This window comes from uncultured Ruminobacter sp. (assembly GCA_902764345.1).
Taxonomy (GTDB): domain Bacteria; phylum Pseudomonadota; class Gammaproteobacteria; order Enterobacterales; family Succinivibrionaceae; genus Ruminobacter.
In genome coordinates this window covers 1-18,867 of sequence record CACWVT010000042.1, presented here as the reverse complement: position 1 = coordinate 18,867, position 18,867 = coordinate 1, and the positions used below count along the sequence as shown (strand labels likewise).

Annotated in this window: 12 protein-coding genes; 9 read left to right on the top strand and 3 right to left on the bottom strand. The window is 47.6% G+C overall.

The genetic code is table 11. The features are described from left to right. A partial coding sequence (locus QZU58_RS07870) for a DUF2339 domain-containing protein (protein ID WP_294495943.1) occupies positions 1–1,732 on the top strand: 1,732 nt, incomplete at its 5' end. Positions 1,733–1,908: 176 nt separating this feature from the next. Here QZU58_RS07870 and QZU58_RS07865 read toward each other — a convergent pair. From QZU58_RS07865 to QZU58_RS07855, 3 genes are all read right to left on the bottom strand, one after another. Continuing rightward, entirely contained in the window at positions 1,909–3,018 is a 1,110-nt protein-coding gene (locus QZU58_RS07865) for a zinc-ribbon domain-containing protein (protein ID WP_294495942.1), read from the bottom strand. A gap of 334 nt (positions 3,019–3,352) precedes the next feature. Beyond that, positions 3,353–4,441 (bottom strand): zinc-ribbon domain-containing protein, encoded by a 1,089-nt coding sequence (locus QZU58_RS07860; protein ID WP_294495941.1) that lies wholly within the window; start codon positions 4,439–4,441, stop codon positions 3,353–3,355. A gap of 244 nt (positions 4,442–4,685) precedes the next feature. Then, positions 4,686–7,928, bottom strand: coding sequence for a tellurite resistance TerB C-terminal domain-containing protein (locus tag QZU58_RS07855; RefSeq protein ID WP_294495940.1), 3,243 nt, complete (start codon positions 7,926–7,928; stop codon positions 4,686–4,688). A gap of 374 nt (positions 7,929–8,302) precedes the next feature. Here QZU58_RS07855 and QZU58_RS07850 point away from each other — a divergent pair, with 374 nt between their 5' ends. From QZU58_RS07850 to QZU58_RS07815, 8 genes are all read left to right on the top strand, one after another. Then, positions 8,303–9,688: a YcjX family protein gene (locus QZU58_RS07850; RefSeq protein WP_294495939.1), complete on the top strand. Its 1,386-nt coding sequence runs from the start codon at positions 8,303–8,305 to the stop codon at positions 9,686–9,688. Positions 9,689–9,764: 76 nt separating this feature from the next. Then, positions 9,765–10,892, top strand: a complete 1,128-nt coding sequence (locus QZU58_RS07845; RefSeq protein WP_294495938.1) for a YcjF family protein — start codon at positions 9,765–9,767, stop codon at positions 10,890–10,892. Between the two features lie 361 nt (positions 10,893–11,253). Then, complete coding sequence (rimP, locus tag QZU58_RS07840) at positions 11,254–11,712, top strand: ribosome maturation factor RimP (RefSeq protein WP_294463108.1); 459 nt, start codon at positions 11,254–11,256, stop codon at positions 11,710–11,712. Between the two features lie 93 nt (positions 11,713–11,805). After that, a complete protein-coding gene (gene nusA, locus QZU58_RS07835) occupies positions 11,806–13,335 on the top strand; it encodes a transcription termination factor NusA (protein WP_294463111.1) in 1,530 nt (509 codons plus the stop codon). Positions 13,336–13,569: 234 nt separating this feature from the next. Further along, complete coding sequence (gene infB, locus QZU58_RS07830; RefSeq protein WP_294495937.1) at positions 13,570–16,074, top strand: translation initiation factor IF-2; 2,505 nt, start codon at positions 13,570–13,572, stop codon at positions 16,072–16,074. An 83-nt stretch (positions 16,075–16,157) separates the two neighbouring features. After that, positions 16,158–16,607 carry a 30S ribosome-binding factor RbfA gene (gene rbfA / locus QZU58_RS07825; protein WP_294495936.1) on the top strand — a complete coding sequence of 150 codons (450 nt, stop codon included), beginning with the start codon at positions 16,158–16,160 and terminating at the stop codon, positions 16,605–16,607. Positions 16,608–16,619: 12 nt separating this feature from the next. After that, positions 16,620–17,639: a tRNA pseudouridine(55) synthase TruB gene (gene truB, locus QZU58_RS07820; protein WP_294495935.1), complete on the top strand. Its 1,020-nt coding sequence runs from the start codon at positions 16,620–16,622 to the stop codon at positions 17,637–17,639. 478 nt (positions 17,640–18,117) lie between these two features. Beyond that, a partial coding sequence (locus tag QZU58_RS07815) for an AAA family ATPase (RefSeq protein ID WP_294495934.1) occupies positions 18,118–18,867 on the top strand: 750 nt, incomplete at its 3' end.

Here is an 18,867-nt window from a genome sequence, read left to right as displayed (position 1 = left end):
CCCGCTGCTTCTTCTCTGGTTCAGGGAAAACACCATCATTCTGCGTTCGGCTACTTTTATGCTGCTCCTCGCCTTTTGGGTTTTTCACGTAACTGACGGATTTCAGGTGCTTAATTTCATCGCTGGGGTGATGAACGGAGAATTAAAGTCTTCGTACGAAGTCGGTAATTTCCCCGTGATATGGTGGGCGGTGCTTCCGGCATATGCCGTTATGGCAGCTGTTCTTAAGCGTCCTCTGTATATGCTTGCGGCCATCCTTCTCGTGTATCTGGTCTACTACACCGGTTTTACGGAGAATGTACGTATATTCTTCAATTTTGCGTCATATGCAACGGTCTGCATGCTCGCACAATTCACGCATAAAGGAAAGAAAGAAGCTTATATGCCGTATTTCCTGTCGATAATGACGGTTACCGTTGTTCTTGCAGGGTTCAATTCGTTTTCTCATACACCGTGGGCAATGCTTCTGCCGGTGATTTTCGGAACTGCTGCCGGCCTCGTCAGAAATGACTGGACAATGAGTGCTTCAGCGATGCTTTCAGCCGTATTCATGACTCTTGCTCTTTCCTTTGGCTTGCAGGGATATGCTGTTTATGCGGTAATCATTACCATACCGGTTATGATCTGTATTTCATCTGCCTGTTTCAGGAATGGTGAAATAACAGACGGATGGATTTATTTCCCGGCTTTTCTGGTTCCGTATGCCATTGGATTTACGATGGCTGCAGCACTTTCGCTTCCGTCTGTTACGGCTGGTTCCAGGGTGGTATCTTCGCTAATGACGCATGAGGGCTCCGGAAATTTGCCTTATTGCGTACTGCTGCTCATATACGGAGGATTTCTTTTATTTAAGTGGAGAAGGACTTCCGTTTCGGCAGATGACGTGACGCACCTCAGCGGCAGCGGGATTTCCGGCTCCGTCGGCACAATGAGTGAATCATTTTTCGTAAATACCGATTCGGATAATGTCGGAAGACATGTCATGCCTTTATTCGGGAGACTGTGTCTTACGATGATTCTTACGGGAACTTTTGGCAGTGTTTTGGCGGGGCTGGGGGCCCTTGCCGGAAAGCCGTGGAACATAATGCTTTTTATGACCGGCTGCGGGGTAGGTCTGCTGGTTCTGACCTTATTACGTTTTGAGGAATTTTCAGACGATTATGCGCAAAGATCACGCCTGTCTCCGGATACTCACGACTTTGTCATCCCGGATGCCCATACCGCAGGTTTTATTCTGAGAAAGTTTTTTTACGTAATCTCATTCACGGGGATCGTATGCACGACCTGTATAATACTGTGCGAAGACAGTGTTCACCGTCTTTCCGGTCTTTTATGTGCGACACTGTTTTATTTCCTGACAGTGCCGATGATGTTCCGCAGCGGCAGTCTCAGACTGTTTAAGACATATTACTGCGTCCTGAAGTTTTTTGTCTTTATCTATGTGGCCGAGGCTGTTTTCGGTATTCATCACGGCGTGGTGCTTACGATTTCATGGCTTCTTGGAGCCACAGTTCTGCTTTTTGCGGGATTCCGTTTCAATAACGTGGCCATGCGCAGGTCGGGTCTTGTGGCATGTATGCTGTGCGTCATGAAGCTTCTTCTCGTGGACATCTCCTACAGGGGAGATCTCACCAAGGCTCTGGCCTTCATGGCTGCGGGAATCATCCTTCTCGGAGCCTGCTTCGTGTACAATTATTTCAGCAGAACCATGGATGACGACGGAAAAAACTGAAATCAGAGGCAGAACGGCATGCATGGCCGGAATAAAGGATGAATCAATCCGTGCGGCGTAAATTTCTGCACTCTCTGGTTGTATCCTGAATCTGAATGAACTTTATGACGAAGTTATAACAAAAAAGGTAACGGTACACGTGTACCGTTACCTTCCATTAACGGGAACTCTGCCGATTAACAGAGATTAAGATGTTTACATGAAGAATCCGGAGAAACATTCCAGGTGACACGATCGTTCACTACGGTTCCGATTATTGTAATATCAGCATTTCGGCCTTTGAAATGAAGTGGAACACCGTGTGATGTAACCGTGATTTCCGCATGTCCGCTTCGGCTGCTGTCGGCATTTACTGCACTTACACTGATGGAATCAACATATTTTGTGCGGTAATCCTTTGGAGCAAGGAGAGCCCAGCCTGATCCCTGAACTGCCCGGGTATTATCGCATCTGCCTGCAATGTCGTTTTCTCCGAATTCCGCGACACAGAGTTCAGCCTGCCTCATTACTCCATTCGCAGCGGCAGCAACCTCGCCAAATCTTGCCCGTTCCATGTATCTGGCATAGGCCGGCAGTGCTATGGCGGCTATGATGCCTAGAATGGTAATGGCAAAAAAGAACAGAACCAGTACGATTGCGATAATGGCTGCTCCGGATCCCGGTTTTTCAGGAAGACGGTTGCCGATAGAAATCATTTCAAGAGCGTTTTTGACGGTGTACAGACGGCAGAAGCAGTATACCTCATATATCGTAAAGAGTATTGCCATCCCGAATAAAATCAGGAAAAATCCGATAAGAACATATATGGCAAAGTCCTGTCCCTTGGAAAAATCAATTACTGAAACCATAAAGCTCATGATAGTCGTTATTAGCATACATGCGAGCATGAAGATGCATTTTGATCTCACACCGTCAGTAATTTTTGCGTACATCGGATATCCGTATTTACTGAATACGGCACTGACCTTGTTTGTAAGCCCCAGTGACATGATGAGAATAACCAGAAAGATTACACCGCCAATGATATTGAGAAACGGAATAAACAGGAGTACCAGACATATTATCTGCAGTACGTTCATGCTATTGAGGCGTTTAATGACCTCGGCAAGATCAGGATCGGATCCGTTGTTCTGAGACGATTTATATTCCTGATTGGCGAAATTGCCATCTGCGGAGAAGTTTTGTTCGGTATTCTGCATCCGATCGGTGTGCGGTACGATTCTGCCGCAGCTTGTGCAGAATTTGGCGTTGTCGGGTATTTCAGCCTTACAGAAAGGACATATCATTGAGAGCTCATCTTTCGTTGTATGTTAGAATGAAGAAATGGAAAAACATGACAGAGTTATACTGTCCGGTGATGGTTGCAATTCTAACATCGGTGTTGATTTTTTGTGAAAATCCGTATCAGTGTGTGACTGAAGTGACATATGGCGGTGCCGGTGCTGGCTTGTATCAGTACAAAACCTTTGTTCCGCACGAGGAACTGTCGGTAACAGACCGATCAGCACCGCCTTTTCTTATCCTGTCCATACGGAAGATGTCAGTGGACGGTTACCGGGGTAATCGGGATAGTTCAGACGGATATTTCTGCAGTGACTTTCAATGTCCGTCTGCTCATTTCTAAGCTTCTTTTTTTACCTCTTCACCGATAAGAACAATCTCGCTGAATTGGTTCAGACCGGAATTTACTTCCTGCTTTGATATTTTCAAAACATTCAGCGGGGTGGAAAATCCTGAAAATTCAGAGCTTAGGGAAACATCATGAGTTTTTACGTGCTTGGTATACTCCGTATACGCAGGAATTAATATGGCTGCGAGTATGCCGACGATGAAAAGAATTACGAAAAGTGCGGCAATCACGATTATTACCGCCGCCCCTCCATAAGAAGGTTTTTCAGGCAGTTTGTTCCCCAGTGAAAGCTGTTCCAGTGCGTTTTTTACCGTGTAGAGTCGGCAGAAGCATATCACCTGGAAGATAAATGTCACGATGCTCATGACACTGAGAATGCTCACGCCTATTCCTCCTGCTATTGCAAGAGTCTCGTTGTCGGTGGCAAATCCGATTGACAGAAGCAGAATGTCTATGACGAAAAGAGGAATCATGGACAGTATGAAAATGCACTTGGTTCTGACACCTGAGGCAATGGCAGCATACTGAGGATAAGCGAATCTGTCAAAAACCCGTTCTACTCTGGAGGTCAGACTGAAGGACATGATTAGTATAACCAGTAACAGCAGACCGCCGAACATATTGAGAAAAGGAATGAACGTTAATGCCAGACAGACAATCTGCATTACGTTCATCGTATCAATACCCTTAATGGCATCTGCAAGCTGAGGATCAACCTTTGGTCTCTGAAAGCCGCGGTTCACTCCCTTCGCATATCCGCTGAATTCTGTTCCGTTTCCGGAATTGTCCCCGGCGGAGCCGGATGTCTGACCGTATCCGGAAAAACCTGCACCGGCTCCGGAAGATCCTGCCGTTCCGGAAAAGTCTGTTTTCTCACTGCGGTTTTCGTTACCGAAGCCTTCACGTGAATCCGCAGCCTGCTGTTCATTGCTTCCCGTACCGTTTCCTCCGTTCATGAAGGTTCCGTCAGGGGAGTGACCTTCATTTTTGCTTCTGTCACGGCGGGGAAGATTTCTTCCGCACCTTGTACAGAATCTGGCATTGTCGGGGATTTCGGCTTTGCAGAACGGGCATTTCATGGAACGGCTCCTTTTAGTGACTAGTGACGTAAAAAGCATGTGACGGAAGAGCTTTATGGCTGCATCCCGGATGCGTAATTCTAGCACTAAAGGCAAGGAGATTTTCAGATATTTACCGGATTTCTCGAGGTAATGTCTGTCTGATCCGAAAAAATCAAACGGGCAGGGACACTAGGTCCTGCCCCCGGAAAAAGAAAACGGGATTACGGCGGGATGAGCGTCGCTTTCTGAATCCTTCAGGTTTTTACAGAAGCTCTGTCAGAAGTTCCCTGTCAAAGAACATCGGTTCATCCTCTTCAATAATGGTACATCCGAACTGTTCCAGAGCCCAGCTGTTTATAACCTCCATTGCTCCTGAAGCCATGAGTTTCTTTTCTGAACAGAAGCTCTTAAAGTCACTCATGCTGAATTCGCCCACCTGAAGCAGACGCTTGAGGAGTGAGCGGTATTCCGGAGCCAGCAATCCAAGGGCGCCGTCGTCAGTATCTGTATCTGACGGCGTCTGTGCAGATGTTTCACTGCCACCGGATGCGGTGACATTCACCGCAGGTGATGAACCCTCCGCGCCGCTGTCCTGTTTGGTATTCCCGGCTGCAGAGTATTCCGGTTCGTTCTCCTCAAAGATAGGAGCAAGTATTTCCTGAACCTTTCTGGTTTCGCTGGCTGTCCTGCTGATTAAATCCATGTCCAGATTATCCGGCGAGTTGACCTTTGGAACCAGTTCATCGTGATCCGGAAGTCCGCCGAAACAGCTGCTCCGGGATGCGGTGAACATCCTGCCGTTCAGATCCTTTTCGTCAATTACGGGTTCCGTGAGCTGTCGGTTAAGGCCGTGAACTATCCTGCTGAGCTGCTCCGTTTCTCCACCCGTGATGAGAATTCTGAAAAGTGAGCGGAACAGCACCTTCTGAAGACCGTCGAATTCGTATCTGTTCTTTTCCGAAACGCTCCTGAAACGGCAGCGGAGATTGGTACTCATCTTAATCTCCGTAATGCGGTCGATGTATGTCTGCAGATCCTTAAGCTGGCTGTCACTGTAGTCCTGCAGTTCCTTCAGCTGCTTTCTGGCAAGAACGCCGCAGAAGAATTCGTGAACGAGCTTTATGGTTTTAAAGCCTGTGCAGGTGTTGAGAATTATGCGGTACGGCAGAATGAGGCGTCTGTTGTACGGATGAGTTTCAAGCTTCTGTTCGCCGAATGTTACATAGTCGAACAGATTTACCACCAGGTCTCCTGATTCGAAATCGAAGTTTGGGAATATGGTGACATTAAGAACTGAAGCGCATTCAGAAATAATCTGGGCGCAACAGCTGTGATATGAGATGTTCAGATTGAACAGCTGTCTTATTCCCGAGAATGAGTTTCTTCCTGAGTTAAGCAGTGATTTGCGGAAATTTCTGAGTCCTTCCGGAAGTCTGTCCTCACCGGAAAGACTGTGCTCGTATATGCGGTATACGAGGTCATTGCATACATTGCTTCCCGCACTGCCCAGATAGGTCAGGAAATTCTCCTGTTCCTTCTTTATGGCCGTGACTATGCGGTTTATACGTTCCTGTGCACCGGCCGCCAGGGTAACGGCAGGAGGCAGAAGCGGAGCAATAACCTTGTTTTTGTAGGAACTGAGGCTCGGATACCGATCCTTCATTTCGGCAATTCCATCGGTAAAGACGAGTCCGCCGAGAAGCTTTGCGGGAAGCTCCGGATCCGTCCGTATCATTCTTTCAAAGATTTTTTTTGCATGACTGTAGAGGACAGGTCTGGCGTCACCCTGAATGCGGATGTTGAGATTGTATGCCGGATTGGACAGAATGAAGCCGCTGAATATGAACGGCAGTGCGTTTTCCGGAGTAAGCGAGCCGTTCATGTGCATTGCCGACAGGCTGTAAAGCGCAAAATCCCGGCATTCGGGAAACACGTGAATCATTGAAAGATGAGATTCGTATATCTTGTCCTCATTGAGGAAGGCGAATGCGGCGATGAAGCTTCCGAGGTAGTCGAGACTTCCCCTGAGGTCGTATGAGGTACTGTCATTGGCTCTCATCGCAGAGCGGAACCAGTTTACGGCCATGATGAATGTCTTGATGCGTTCCGCGTCGGTAAGCCTTCCGAAAAGCACGTCCTCAACAAAGAGGCGGTATTCAAGCCCCGCACCGATTACGTAAAGCTGGTCATTACGGAGGGGAATGTTGGGAGTTCGGTTCAGAATCATGGCAAGATGCTTGAGGCCGTCCTCGTTTTCGGCTGCGGAAATCTGACGCATTACCCGACCTGCGCCGTCAGGCATTATCTGCTTGGCGAAAGGTTCGGCATTTACGGCAAAATCCCAGTGCCTTTTTTCCGCCAGCACGGGACTCTTTGCCACGTAAACGTTGGCGTCGTCCACCGCAAGTCCGCCTATGACCGCTACGTCACGTCCGGTCCGGAAGGTCAGCATGGTGCTGTCTGCGTAGCCGTTGTCCGTAAAGTATCTTCTGGCATTCTCAAGATGCTTTCCGATTTTTTCCTTTCCTGATCCGTAGACTGATTTTACGCCGCTTCCGTTTTTAACCGCTTCGGCAGGAATGAAGTCGCTGAACACGTCCTCAGTCATTATTTCTTTTCTGAGAATGAAGCTCAGAGCCTTTTCACGGGTACTTTCAGTCCCGATTTCCGCAGAGGTGCTGTTTTTGAGCCGTGCACGTTTTGTAAGCTCGGTAAGCCTTTCGGCATGTGGTGATTTAGTAAAATCCGTTTTCTTTTCAGAAAGGGCGGCCATGCCGCTTATGATCTCCAGATATCTGTTAAGAACGTCCGGGTTTCTGAGCGGTTTCAGGTAGGCGTTTTCCGGAGACAGATCATTGACCTGCGGCGGCAGGTCAATGATCTGTGAAAAGCAGCTCTGCAGATAGCGCTGGGTATCTGCGGGGAAGCTTTCTTTTTCAATGAAGTTCTGAAGGAAGTAACGCTGTTCCGTGTTGAGAACGGTTCCCGGAGGATTTACCAGAAAGAGTGATTCAAACACGTGAAGGCTGACGGCAAAATTGTTTATCTTGTCCGAGGCGATTCTGATGCGGTTTTCCAGAATTCGTCCGAGATTTACGGCCCCCTGGTTCTGTCGTGCGGATACGATGTCCGGATCCCTGTTCAGGTCAAAGCACGGACAGATGCGGAATTTGGTGTCACGGGAAATTTCGGTTATGTTTCCGGGAGGGGCTATTTCGATTCTTGCCTGGGTTTTGAGCACGGTTCTGAGTTCTCGGTAGATTCCGGGAAGTGGAAGCTGTTCGAGATCTTTGAGCCTCAGGTCGAGGACAATGAAAAGGGATTCCAGATCCGTGGACAGTGAACTCTGTACCGCCACGTCATCCTCAAGCTTAGAAATACGTTTTTTAAAGGCTGACGGCAGAAATCCTGGATCCTGAACGTCGGAAAGGTGAAAGCGCTGGCTTTCAGGCACCTGTTCTCTATAATCCTGCATGTTTAAGAAAATAGAAGTGTGACGTGCCATAATCCCCATCCTTAACGTAAGACTTTTATCAGAAAGCAAGCACTGATTATATCATGTTTGCGGGGTTTGGTGCCCGCTGAATCCGCAAAAATGAGGGACTTTGCGCAATATGTCGGGTTTTGTCGCACTGATGTTCGGCAGAATGAACGTTTGCGCTCCGGTTCTGTCATATTTGTGGACATTATCCGAGGGAGTACGCCCGGAGTAAAAGGCCTGCTTTTCTGAGACCTTTTACTCCGGAATCCCCAAATTTAGCGGGGCTTCGGATTTTTTAACGGTGTTTTTGGGATATACTTTATCAAGGGAGCCTTATTCTTCGGGCTTTGGTACGGGAAAAGGCAGTCGTTTTTTTATTTACGGATGAATATGCGGCCATGGGTATTATTGATGATTTGACGGGAGCCGTCGGCAGGGGCATAAACCTGATGATGGACAGGGAAATCCGCCTTGGCGTCACGGGACTGTCCCGTGGCGGCAAGACTGCATTCATAACCTCGCTTGTCAACATTCTTTCAACATTCGGTGAGGTCGGTACCGCCGAAAGACTTCCGCGGTTTACGGCCTATGAGGCGAAGAACATATCCTACGGCGGACTGGCAAGGCCAAGGGATCTCAAGGTTGCTGCCTTTCCTTATCTCAGGGCCTGTGATTCCCTGTTTGCCGAAACGCCGGCATGGCCGGAGCCTACATCGGGAATCAGTGAAATCAGACTTGAACTCGTATATGAGAAAAAGGATCTGCTTTCCTTTTCCAGAAAGGGCAGACTTTACATAGACATCTGGGATTATCCGGGTGAATGGCTCATGGATCTGATGCTTCTGAAGCTGAGCTATGCAGAATTCAGTGACAGAATAAGAAAAAGAACGGCGACCCTTTCCGCGGTTACCGACGTGTCATCATGGCTCAAGGCCGGTGCTCAGCTTAAGGCTGATGCTCCCGTGAACGTTAATGATCTGCATCATGTTGTCCGTCTTTACACGGACTGGTTAAGAGAAAGCAAGGACAAGGGATTTGCCATGGTGGTACCGGGGCGCTTCGTGCTGCCGGGAGACCTCGAGGGAGCTCCGATTCTTGAATTTGTTCCCTGGGTATGGGATCTTCCTGATGGCTGCGGTGAGGGCTCTCTGTACCGTACCATGGAGGAACGCTATGACGCATACCGTGAGAAGGTCGTCAGAAAATTCTATCGCGAATGCTTTTCCGGACTGGACAGGCAGGTAATTCTGATTGACTGTCTCAGGGCTCTGATGGGCGGGCGTGAAACCTTTATGGACATCAATGAGACCTTTGACGTGCTGATGGAGAATTTCAGCTATGGCGGCAGCAGTATTCTCGGCAGACTGTTTTCGCCGAAGATTGACAGGGTTATATTTGCAGCCACCAAGGCGGACACCGTAACCATGGATCAGTACGCAAACCTTCTGAGCCTCCTTCATTCCATGGTAAAGCAGGCGGCATCCAGAGTCAGGGCTGACGGTTCAAACTGCGAGTTCATGATTCTTTCCGCCATAAAGGCTGCAAAATGCATGTATGCGGAACATGAGGGAAAAAAGGTTCAGGTTCTTAAAACCGATTACGATGACGAACCTCCGTTTTTCCCGGGAAGCATTCCGTCCGGATGGTCGCGCGAGGGAATGGAGTTTTTCCAGAAGTATTTTAAGATGCGTGAGCTCAGACCTCCGAAGCTTAATCCAGGAGAACCTATTCCGGGGATTAACATGGATGTGCTGCTTCAGTACATTCTGGGGGATAAGATGTAGTCCGTTTCCGGTAAGTCCCTTTATTCCGGGACGGCAGGTATTTGAGGCATAAGTCAGCAGTGGACAGTGATTGATAATGAGCAGTGATATTGAAAAAGAAATGAAACAGGGGTTCGAGCTCGGAACCGGCGGTGAGCTTCGTGATGTTTTTTCATCCGACGAACTGAACGGAAAAGGCCTGGAGGGAACCGACGTGAAGCCCGGGACAGGGGACATGATTAAGGGGTTTACGCTCAATGCCTCTGCCGGAGAGCTTACCGAGGTTGAGACTGACGGTGACGTCATGTCGGGGTCAACCACTATTGCGGGGCCTGATGAGGATGATGATCCCGTGACTCCCGTGAGGTTCTGGTCAAGTCCGGTTCTCTGGATAATGCTTCTCCTGCTTTGCTACGGAGGTCTTCAGACCTATGCCGTGATTGATTCCGCCTTTGCCACGGGATCCGTCACCGGGATGTTCTGGAGTGCCGTTTTCATTGCGGCGTTCGTAATGTCACTTTTCTGCATATACCGCGAGTTCAGTTCGGTGCTGCTGTTCAAGCAGGTGGATGAGCATCGTGAGGAGGTGCTTCACGCATGTGCTTCAGGCTCCTTTGACGGGGCGGTAAAAATCTGCAGGGAGCTTGCCGGGGATTCTAAGGTTCTCGGCGGAAAAGGCTGGGAGAATTTCTCAAAAAGACTGCAGCCGCATTTTACCCCGGCGGAGGTTTTTGAACTCTATGAGCACCATGTGCTAAGGGAAATGGATGAACGGGCCAAGAAGGTTATTGTAAAACGCTCCAGGGAAAACGGCGTTATCGTGGCTCTCAGTCCCGTGGCCTGGCTTGACATGTTTCTGACTCTTGCAAGATCCCTGAGAATGATAAGGGAGATCTCCGAGATATACGGTCTGCGGGCCGGTGTATGGGGCAGAATGCAGCTTTACCGCCGAGTGGCGAGAAACCTTATTCTCATCGGCATGACTGATCTCGCAACCGATGCCGCAGTTGACGTTATCGGCGCCGGAATTGCCGGAAAACTCAGCGCATCTTTGGGGCAGGGAGTTGCCGCCGGAATCTACTCAACCAGACTTGGTTACATGACGGTAAAGGCCGTAAGACCTCTCGGCATAAGTCCTAAGGTCATCACTCTGGCTGAACTGCGTCGGGATCTTCTGTCAAAGGGAAAAATCAGTGAGCTGATAAAGTCCGATGCCGGAAAGTGAAAAGACGTCGGGCTCCGTAATATTTTGTTGAATAATTTATGACTGAATAGTATAATCATCTGCGGTGACGGATTTCCGCCATTGGTTTCCCTATACGGAAACCGCGGATTCCGGGCGCTGACAGTTTATGATCGAGAAAGCTCCGGTCAAAAGAGTCCGGAGCTTTTTTTATATACATACGAAACTAAAAATATCTAATTTTGGTATTTTTGTATATGTTTTTAATATAAAAACATCGTCAAAAATATATGTAAAACATAACACGGAATATCGACGGTTCAGCCCGTCGGCGCATAAATGTGACCTGCTCACGATTTATGTGAAAAATTCCCGCAAACGAGATTACGGATAGGAGTTTTCTTTGGCAACAATAGAACAGAGAGTGGCAGAGCTGGTAGCTCCGGTACTTGAGGAAAAAGGCATTGAACTTTGGGGTGTGAAACTCATTAACAACCCTAAGCGTACCACATTACAGATCTTTATTGACAAAAAGGACGGCGGCGTGACCATTGACGACTGCACCAACGTGTCACTTGAACTCAACGGCATCATGGACGTTGAGGATCTGTTCAATCATCCTTACTTCCTTGAAGTTTCATCTCCGGGACTTGACCGTTATCTGTTTACCTTTGACCAGGTATGCGCATACACCGGCAGGGAAATGAATGTCGAGGTGAGCATGCCGATTGCCAACAGACGCCGTTTCAGGGGGATCCTTGAGAAGGTGGACGGAGATTTGCTGTTCCTTAAGGTGGACAATGACGTTTACGAAATAGCCTGGCCGAACGTTTCAAAGGCTCAGCTGATTCCGGTAATCTGAGATACCCGCCGGGGATAAGGGTTTTGTTTCCCGAGGCGTATTCCTCGGGATGAAAAGTTTGAAAATAATTTTAATTTTTTGGGAAATAGTGAAATGTCAAAAGAAATTTTAGCAATTGTTGATACTGTTTCAAATGAAAAGCAGATTGATCGTGATAAGGTTTTTAATGCTCTGGAAGGAGCTCTCGCCATCGCGATTAAGAAGAAGTTTGAAAACCTTGATCCGGACATCAAGGTTGAGATTGATCGCAAGACCGGTGACTACACCGTGTTAAGACGCTATCTCATTGTTGATACCGAAGGTCAGCTCGCAAACCCAACCCGCGAAATTACCCTTGAGGCTGCAAGACTTGATGATGAGAATGCGGTTGCAGGTGATTACGTATGCGACAAGATTGACGATGACATGGCCAAGGTAGCCAACATCCTTGATGACCGCATTACCGCTACCACCGTAAAGCAGGTTCTCCAGCAGAAGATTCGTGAAGCAGAACGTCAGCAGGTTGTTGACGAGTTCGCCGACAGCGTTGGCAGACTGGTAATCGGTATCGTTAAGCACGTTTCACGCGGCGACATCACCCTTGACCTCGGTAACGGCGCCATCGCCAGCCTCCGTCGTCAGAACATGCTTCCTCGTGATTCATTCCGTCCAGGTGACCGTGTAAGAGGTATTCTGCTTCCAATCAAGACTGACGGTAAGGGACCTCAGCTTGAAGTGAGCCGTACCAGCTCCGATTTCCTCAGAGAACTCCTTACCACTGAAGTTCCTGAAATCGGTGAAGGTCAGCTTGAAATCGTTAATGTTGTACGTGATCCGGGCTTCAGAGCCAAGGTATCCATCAGAGCCAAGGATCGTCGCATTGATCCTAAGGGCGCATGCATCGGTATGAAGGGTTCAAGAATCAAGAACGTTTCAAACGAACTCTGTCAGGAAAACATTGACATCATCATTTACGATGACGATATTTCAAAATACGTAATTAACGCCATGGAACCTGCCGAAGTTAAGCAGGCCATCATCGATAAGGACAAGAAGCTCGTTCAGATCGGTGTTGACAATGACGAAAGAAAGTATGCCAAGGCCATCGGTTCAAACGGCCAGAACGTAAGACTTGCCTCCGCACTTATCGGTGACGGCTGGCGCATTAACGTAATGACCGTTGATGCTCTTGAAAACAAGCAGCATGAGGAAAAGAACCGTCTGGTTAACAGTTTCGGTGATATCCTGAACATCGATTCAGACTTCGCTCAGGCTCTCATTGATGCACGTTTTGACACCATCGAACTGGTAGCCTTCTCAGATCCGAAGGTAATCATGCAGGATGTTGACGGCCTCGATGACGAACTGGTTGCGGAACTTCAGAAGGTTGCAAGAGATGCTCTTAAGAATGTTTCAACTCCTTCAGGAAAGCAGGTTGATTCAGCTTTAATCAATCTTGACGGCGTTGACAATGCCACCGTCCGCGCACTTGCAGGCAAGGAAATCGCAACTCTTGACGATCTGGCCGAATGTGCAACCGACGACCTTCTGGATCTTCCTGGATTTGATAAGGAAAAGGCAGGTAATCTGATTATCAAGGCTCGTAACATAGCCTGGAATCTTGATGAACTTGAACAGAAGTAAGTGTTTGATCCGGCAGGAATGCAGTCAGTGTTTTCCTGCCAAGGCATAACCGTGAAAGTCCGTACGACCGGTTAACAATATCTGACAGGTAAAGATGTTATTAATTGATTGGACAGTTTAAACCGGCAGGTATAATCCGAGAACACCGGTTCAGTCCCGGAGGCGGGCACGGAGGACTTTCAAAAATTATGCGCGGGTCTGGTGTTAACCATATAAATTAAAGTGAAAGAATATATGACAGAAGAGAAAAATAAAGAAGAAGGCAAGAAGTTATCCCGTCTTAGCCGCAAGTCAAGCGGAAAGAGCAGCGTAAGAACCGGGGCATCTTCTTCCGAAATCGTGGTTAAGCGTTCCGCTCCGTCCGCAAATGAAATGCTGATGAGAGAAGAAGAGGAAGCAAAGAGAAAGGAAGAGGAAGCACGTCAGAAGGCTGAAGCCGAAGCCAGAAGAAAGGAAGAGGAAGCACGCCAGAAGGCTGAAGCCGAAGCAAAGAAGAAGGAAGAACAGCGCAGAAAGGCCGAAGCGGAAGCCAAGAAGAAGACGGCAGACAATTCCGCCGAGAAGGAAGCCAAGCGCAAGAAGGAAGCCGAAGCTCTGGAACTCCGCAAGGCTCAGGAACAGGAAGCCCTGCGTAAGCTTGAGGAAGAATCACGCCGTGCGGCTGAAGCTGCGGCAAGGGAAGTAGAAGAAAACCAGAAACGCTGGGATGAAGAAGACGCTGCCCGTCAGGCAATGGAGGATTCCATTGATGACGATTCAACTTCACGTTACGTAAAGGAAGCTGAAGAAGAACAGGATCGTGAAGAGGAAAACAGAAACCGCCGTAAGTCTTCCGGTTCAAAGATGCGTTCAGCCAAGGGCGCACGTTCCGAAGACGAACACGACGACAAGATGTCCAGCAAGAAGAATGCAAAGCATCAGAAGAAGTTCAAGGGCAGTGCAAAACTCAACCAGCAGATGCATGCATTCAACAAGCCTGTTGCTCCGGTAACCAGAGATATCGTTATCGGTGAAACCATCACCGTGGCTGAACTTGCACAGAAGATGGCGGTAAAGGCCTCCGAAGTGATCAAGGTATTCATGAAGCTCGGTGAAATGGTAACCATCAATCAGGTTATAGACCAGGAAGCCGCAACCCTCGTTGCCGAAGAAATGGGTCACAAGGTTGTTGTCCGCAAGGAAAACGAACTTGAAGAAGAACTTCTCAATGACCGTGACGTTACCAACAATGCAGAGCCGAGAGCTCCTGTAGTAACCATCATGGGTCACGTTGACCACGGTAAGACCTCGCTTCTGGACTACATCCGTAAGACCAAGGTTGCTTCAGGTGAAGCAGGCGGTATTACCCAGCACATCGGTGCTTATCACGTACAGACCAACAAGGGTGAAACCATCACCTTCCTCGATACTCCGGGTCATGCCGCATTTACCGCAATGCGTGCCCGCGGTGCAGCCGCTACCGATATCGTGGTTCTGGTAGTTGCAGCCGATGACGGTGTTATGCCTCAGACCATCGAAGCTATTCAGCATGCCAAGGCAGGTAACGTACCTATCGTTGTTGCCATCAACAAGATTGATAAGCCTGCAGCTGATCCAACCCGTGTAATCAACGAACTTCTCCGTCACGGAATTGTTTCCGAAGAAATGGGCGGCGACACCCAGTTCGTACGTGTTTCAGCCAAGACAGGTCAGGGTATCGACGAACTTCTTGACGCCATTATTCTTCAGGCTGAAGTTCTTGAACTCAAGGCCGTATACGAAGGCATGGCATCAGGCGTTGTTATCGAATCTCGTCTCGATAAGGGCCGCGGTCCGGTTGCGTCAGTACTCATTAAGCAGGGTACCCTCCATGTCGGCGACATCGTGCTCTGCGGTCTGGAGTACGGTAAGGTTCGTGCAATGAAGGATGAACTCGGCAGAAACGTAGAATCAGCAGGTCCTTCAATTCCGGTGGAAATTCTCGGCTTAAGCGGCGTTCCTGTTGCAGGTGACGAAGCTACCGTTGTAAGAGACGAAAAGAAGGCACGTGAAGTTGCCAACTACCGTCAGGGTAAGTTCAGGGAAATCAAGATTGCCCGTCAGCGCAAGGCCAAACTTGATAACATGTTCAAGGAAGGTACCGCTTCAGAACTCAGCATTGTGCTCAAGGCTGACGTTCAGGGTTCCGTTGAAGCAATCAGTGATTCCCTCATCAAGCTGTCCACCGATGAAGTTAAGGTTAACATCATCTACGGTGCCGTCGGCGGTATTACCGAAACTGATGCCACCCTGGCAGCTGCTTCATCAGCAATCATTCTGGGCTTTAACGTACGTCCGGACAATGCTGCCCGCAAGGTAATTGAATCCAACAGTATCGATGTCCGCTACTACAGCGTAATCTACGATCTGATTGATGAGGTTAAGCAGGCAATGAGCGGTCTGCTCGGTTCCGAAATCAAGCAGCAGATCATCGGTATGGCTGAAGTACGTCAGGTATTCAAGCATCCTAAGTTCGGTCAGATTGCAGGCTGTATGGTAACTGAAGGTCTCATCAAGCGTTCTGCTCCTATCCGCGTGCTTCGTGACAACGTGGTAATCTTCGAAGGTGAACTTGATTCCCTCCGTCGCTTCAAGGATGACGTAAGTGAAGTTACCAACGGCTTTGAATGCGGTATCGGCGTAAAGAACTACAACGATGTTCGCGAAGGTGACCAGATCGAAGTATTCGAAAACATTGAAATTAAACGTACTCTGGACTAACGGGGTATGAATGTGGCGAAGTTGCAGTGCCGCTTCGCCACTTACCCGTTAACGGAGTATATCTCAGAGGAAAATACGTCTTAATGGCAAAGGAATTTAGTCGTGCGGATCGCGTGGCTCAGCAGATGAAAAGGGAAATAGCCGTACTGTTGCAGCGTGAATTCAAGGATCCGCGTGTAAAAATGGCTACCGTAAGCGACGTAAGGGTGTCAGGTGACCTGTCTTACGCCAAGGTTTACGTTACCTTTCTGAATTTAAACAGTGATGAATCTGAAGTAAATCAGGCAATTAAGGTTCTTAACAGGGCCAAGGGCTTTTTCAGAGGTCAGATAGGCCGGCTGATGAAGCTGAGAATTGTTCCTGAGATTGCTTTTTATCATGATAAGTCACTTGATACCGGTATGAGACTTTCAAGTCTTATTACCTCAACCATTGCTCACGACAGAGCTTTAAGCAGGAAATTCGGAACCGAAGAGGAAAGCACTCCTGCAGATGCTCAGGTGAATACGGAAAATCTTGAAGAAGAGGAATAAAGAAAAAACAAAATGCCACGACGAAGTAAGCGTGATGTCAGCGGAATACTGCTGTTAAACAAGCCGCAGGGAATCACTTCAAACGATGCCATGATTCGAATCAGGGGCATCTTTCATGCTCAGAAGGCAGGACACACCGGTGCACTGGATCCTCTCGCAACCGGCATGCTGCCAATCTGTCTCGGAGAGGCCACAAAATTTGCCCAGTTCCTCCTGGATTCCGACAAGGAGTACGAGGTTACGGCAAGATTCGGTCAGAGAACCACAACGAGTGATGCTGAAGGTGAACTGGTGAGTTCATCTCCGGTCTCCTTCACAAAGGCTGTTCTTCTTGAGGCCATGGCAAAACTTACGGGAACAATAGAGCAGGTACCGAGTATCTATTCGGCACTCAAGTATCAGGGCCGTCCTTACTATGAATATGCCCGTAAGGGGATAGATATTCCCCGTGAGGCCAGAACCATCACCATCTACAGTTTTTCAATTGAGGATGAGGATTTTGACAGGGCGGAAGGTGATATCTTTGACATACGCATGAAGGTGAGCTGTTCAAAGGGCACTTATATCAGAAGTCTGATTGACGATCTGGGAGAAATTCTGGGCTGCGGTGCCCACGTGGTACGCCTGAACAGAACCCGTGTCAGTACCTATCCGGTGGAGCGCATGGTAAGCTTTGAGGATCTGAATGCGATTGTGGACAGGGCTCACAGCGAAGGCCAGACCGCCTTTTCCGTTCTTGACAGTCTGCTTCTTCCGGTTGATACGGCCGTGTCCGCTCTTCCCGAAATCGTTCTTGACGAGGTTCAGGGGAAGGACATTATGATGGGCAAGCGCATAAAGGTTACTCCGGTAAACATGCTTACCAGTGACCTGCAGCCAATCAGAATTTACGTAAGCCTCGGTGATGATTCTGAACGCAGATTTATCGGCGTGGGAGAAATCAGGTATGATCATCTGTCTCCGAAGAGACTTATCTCCACGGCAAAACTTGATGACGTGGCTGAGCTTGTTCCCGAGGAAATCTTCGAATAAAACTGAAACATCGTTTCAGGAATAACGTCAGACTCCGGATTACCAGCAGGTTATCCGGAGTTTTTTTTTGCGATTAAGTGTTACATATCGTAGTTTTGAGATGAACGTCAAGGTAAGGGGGGGACTCTGCAACTTGTTGCGCTTTCGAGTACCGGATGTCGTTCAGCATTTCATCATCCGCAGGAGCGGTGGGTAAATTGGTGTTTTGTGTATTCATAAATCGTTACCTTCTGCTATCTACTGAACGTGAAGGGCGATTTTGAGCGGATTTATTTTCGGGAATGTGGTTGAGTGGCTATTTGGTGAGCAGAAAGAAAATTAACTAGACCTTAACTTTGATTTAGATAAAATATTTAATTTTAAAAGGATAAAACATGCATTATAAATAATAAAATTGCAAAAAAATCTCAAATTTGGCTTGTAAAAGAATTTAAGCGTGGTATCATATATCATAGCTGACTTTGTGAGGATAACTGCAATGCTATTAGAATTTTCTTGTTCAAATCATAAATCTATACAGAAAGAGATTTTGTTTTCTGCACTTGCAGGAACTGATGATACACATAAAGAAAAATTAATCCCGTTTGGAAAATACAATGTACTTCGCTCTGCGTTGATATACGGAGCTAATGGTTCAGGGAAAAGTAATTTTATAGATGCTATTATTTTCGTGAAGAATCTTGTGATGAACAGTATTAATCATCAGATTGGACAAGGAATTAGGCAGAATCCACATAAACTTAGCTCTAGCGGTAGTGAAAGTTCATATTCAATTCAATTTGTTACTAAAGGAATTCGGTATATGTACGGTTTTACTCTCAAAGAATTTCTTGTAACTGATGAGTATTTGTATTATGTTCCCAAAGGAAGACAAACAAAAATATTTGAACGTTCCGATAAAGGTTTTAGTACAGGAAGAAAATTTGTCGGGAAATTGGCAACGTGCAATGATGTGTTGAAACCTAATCGTTTACTTCTTTCTTGTGCGGCTAATTTTAGTAATGTTAGTGAAATTATAGACGCATACAGATTCTTTGTTGAGGAACTGGTGGTTTATAATCCATTAAATCAAAATAATTGGATGAATTATTCACTTTATCAAATGAATTCTAATCCTCAGATGAAAAATGCCGTTATAACACTTATGCAAGATTTAGGCACGGGTATTAAAGACATAGATGTCACAATAGATACAAAGAAAATAGAATCATCCCAATTACCGGATTTT

What these genes read in the sequence shown, in the direction of transcription:
- QZU58_RS07865 (WP_294495942.1), bottom strand. Translation starts at nt 3,018, where the DNA reads ATGATATGTCCTTTCTGTAAGGCTGAAATACCCGACAACGCCAAATTC.
- QZU58_RS07860 (WP_294495941.1), bottom strand. Translation starts at nt 4,441, where the DNA reads ATGAAATGCCCGTTCTGCAAAGCCGAAATCCCCGACAATGCCAGATTC.
- QZU58_RS07855 (WP_294495940.1), bottom strand. Translation starts at nt 7,928, where the DNA reads ATGGCACGTCACACTTCTATTTTCTTAAACATGCAGGATTATAGAGAA.
- QZU58_RS07850 (WP_294495939.1), top strand. Translation starts at nt 8,303, where the DNA reads ATGGGTATTATTGATGATTTGACGGGAGCCGTCGGCAGGGGCATAAAC.
- QZU58_RS07845 (WP_294495938.1), top strand. Translation starts at nt 9,765, where the DNA reads ATGAGCAGTGATATTGAAAAAGAAATGAAACAGGGGTTCGAGCTCGGA.
- nusA (WP_294463111.1), top strand. Translation starts at nt 11,806, where the DNA reads ATGTCAAAAGAAATTTTAGCAATTGTTGATACTGTTTCAAATGAAAAG.
- infB (WP_294495937.1), top strand. Translation starts at nt 13,570, where the DNA reads ATGACAGAAGAGAAAAATAAAGAAGAAGGCAAGAAGTTATCCCGTCTT.
- rbfA (WP_294495936.1), top strand. Translation starts at nt 16,158, where the DNA reads ATGGCAAAGGAATTTAGTCGTGCGGATCGCGTGGCTCAGCAGATGAAA.
- truB (WP_294495935.1), top strand. Translation starts at nt 16,620, where the DNA reads ATGCCACGACGAAGTAAGCGTGATGTCAGCGGAATACTGCTGTTAAAC.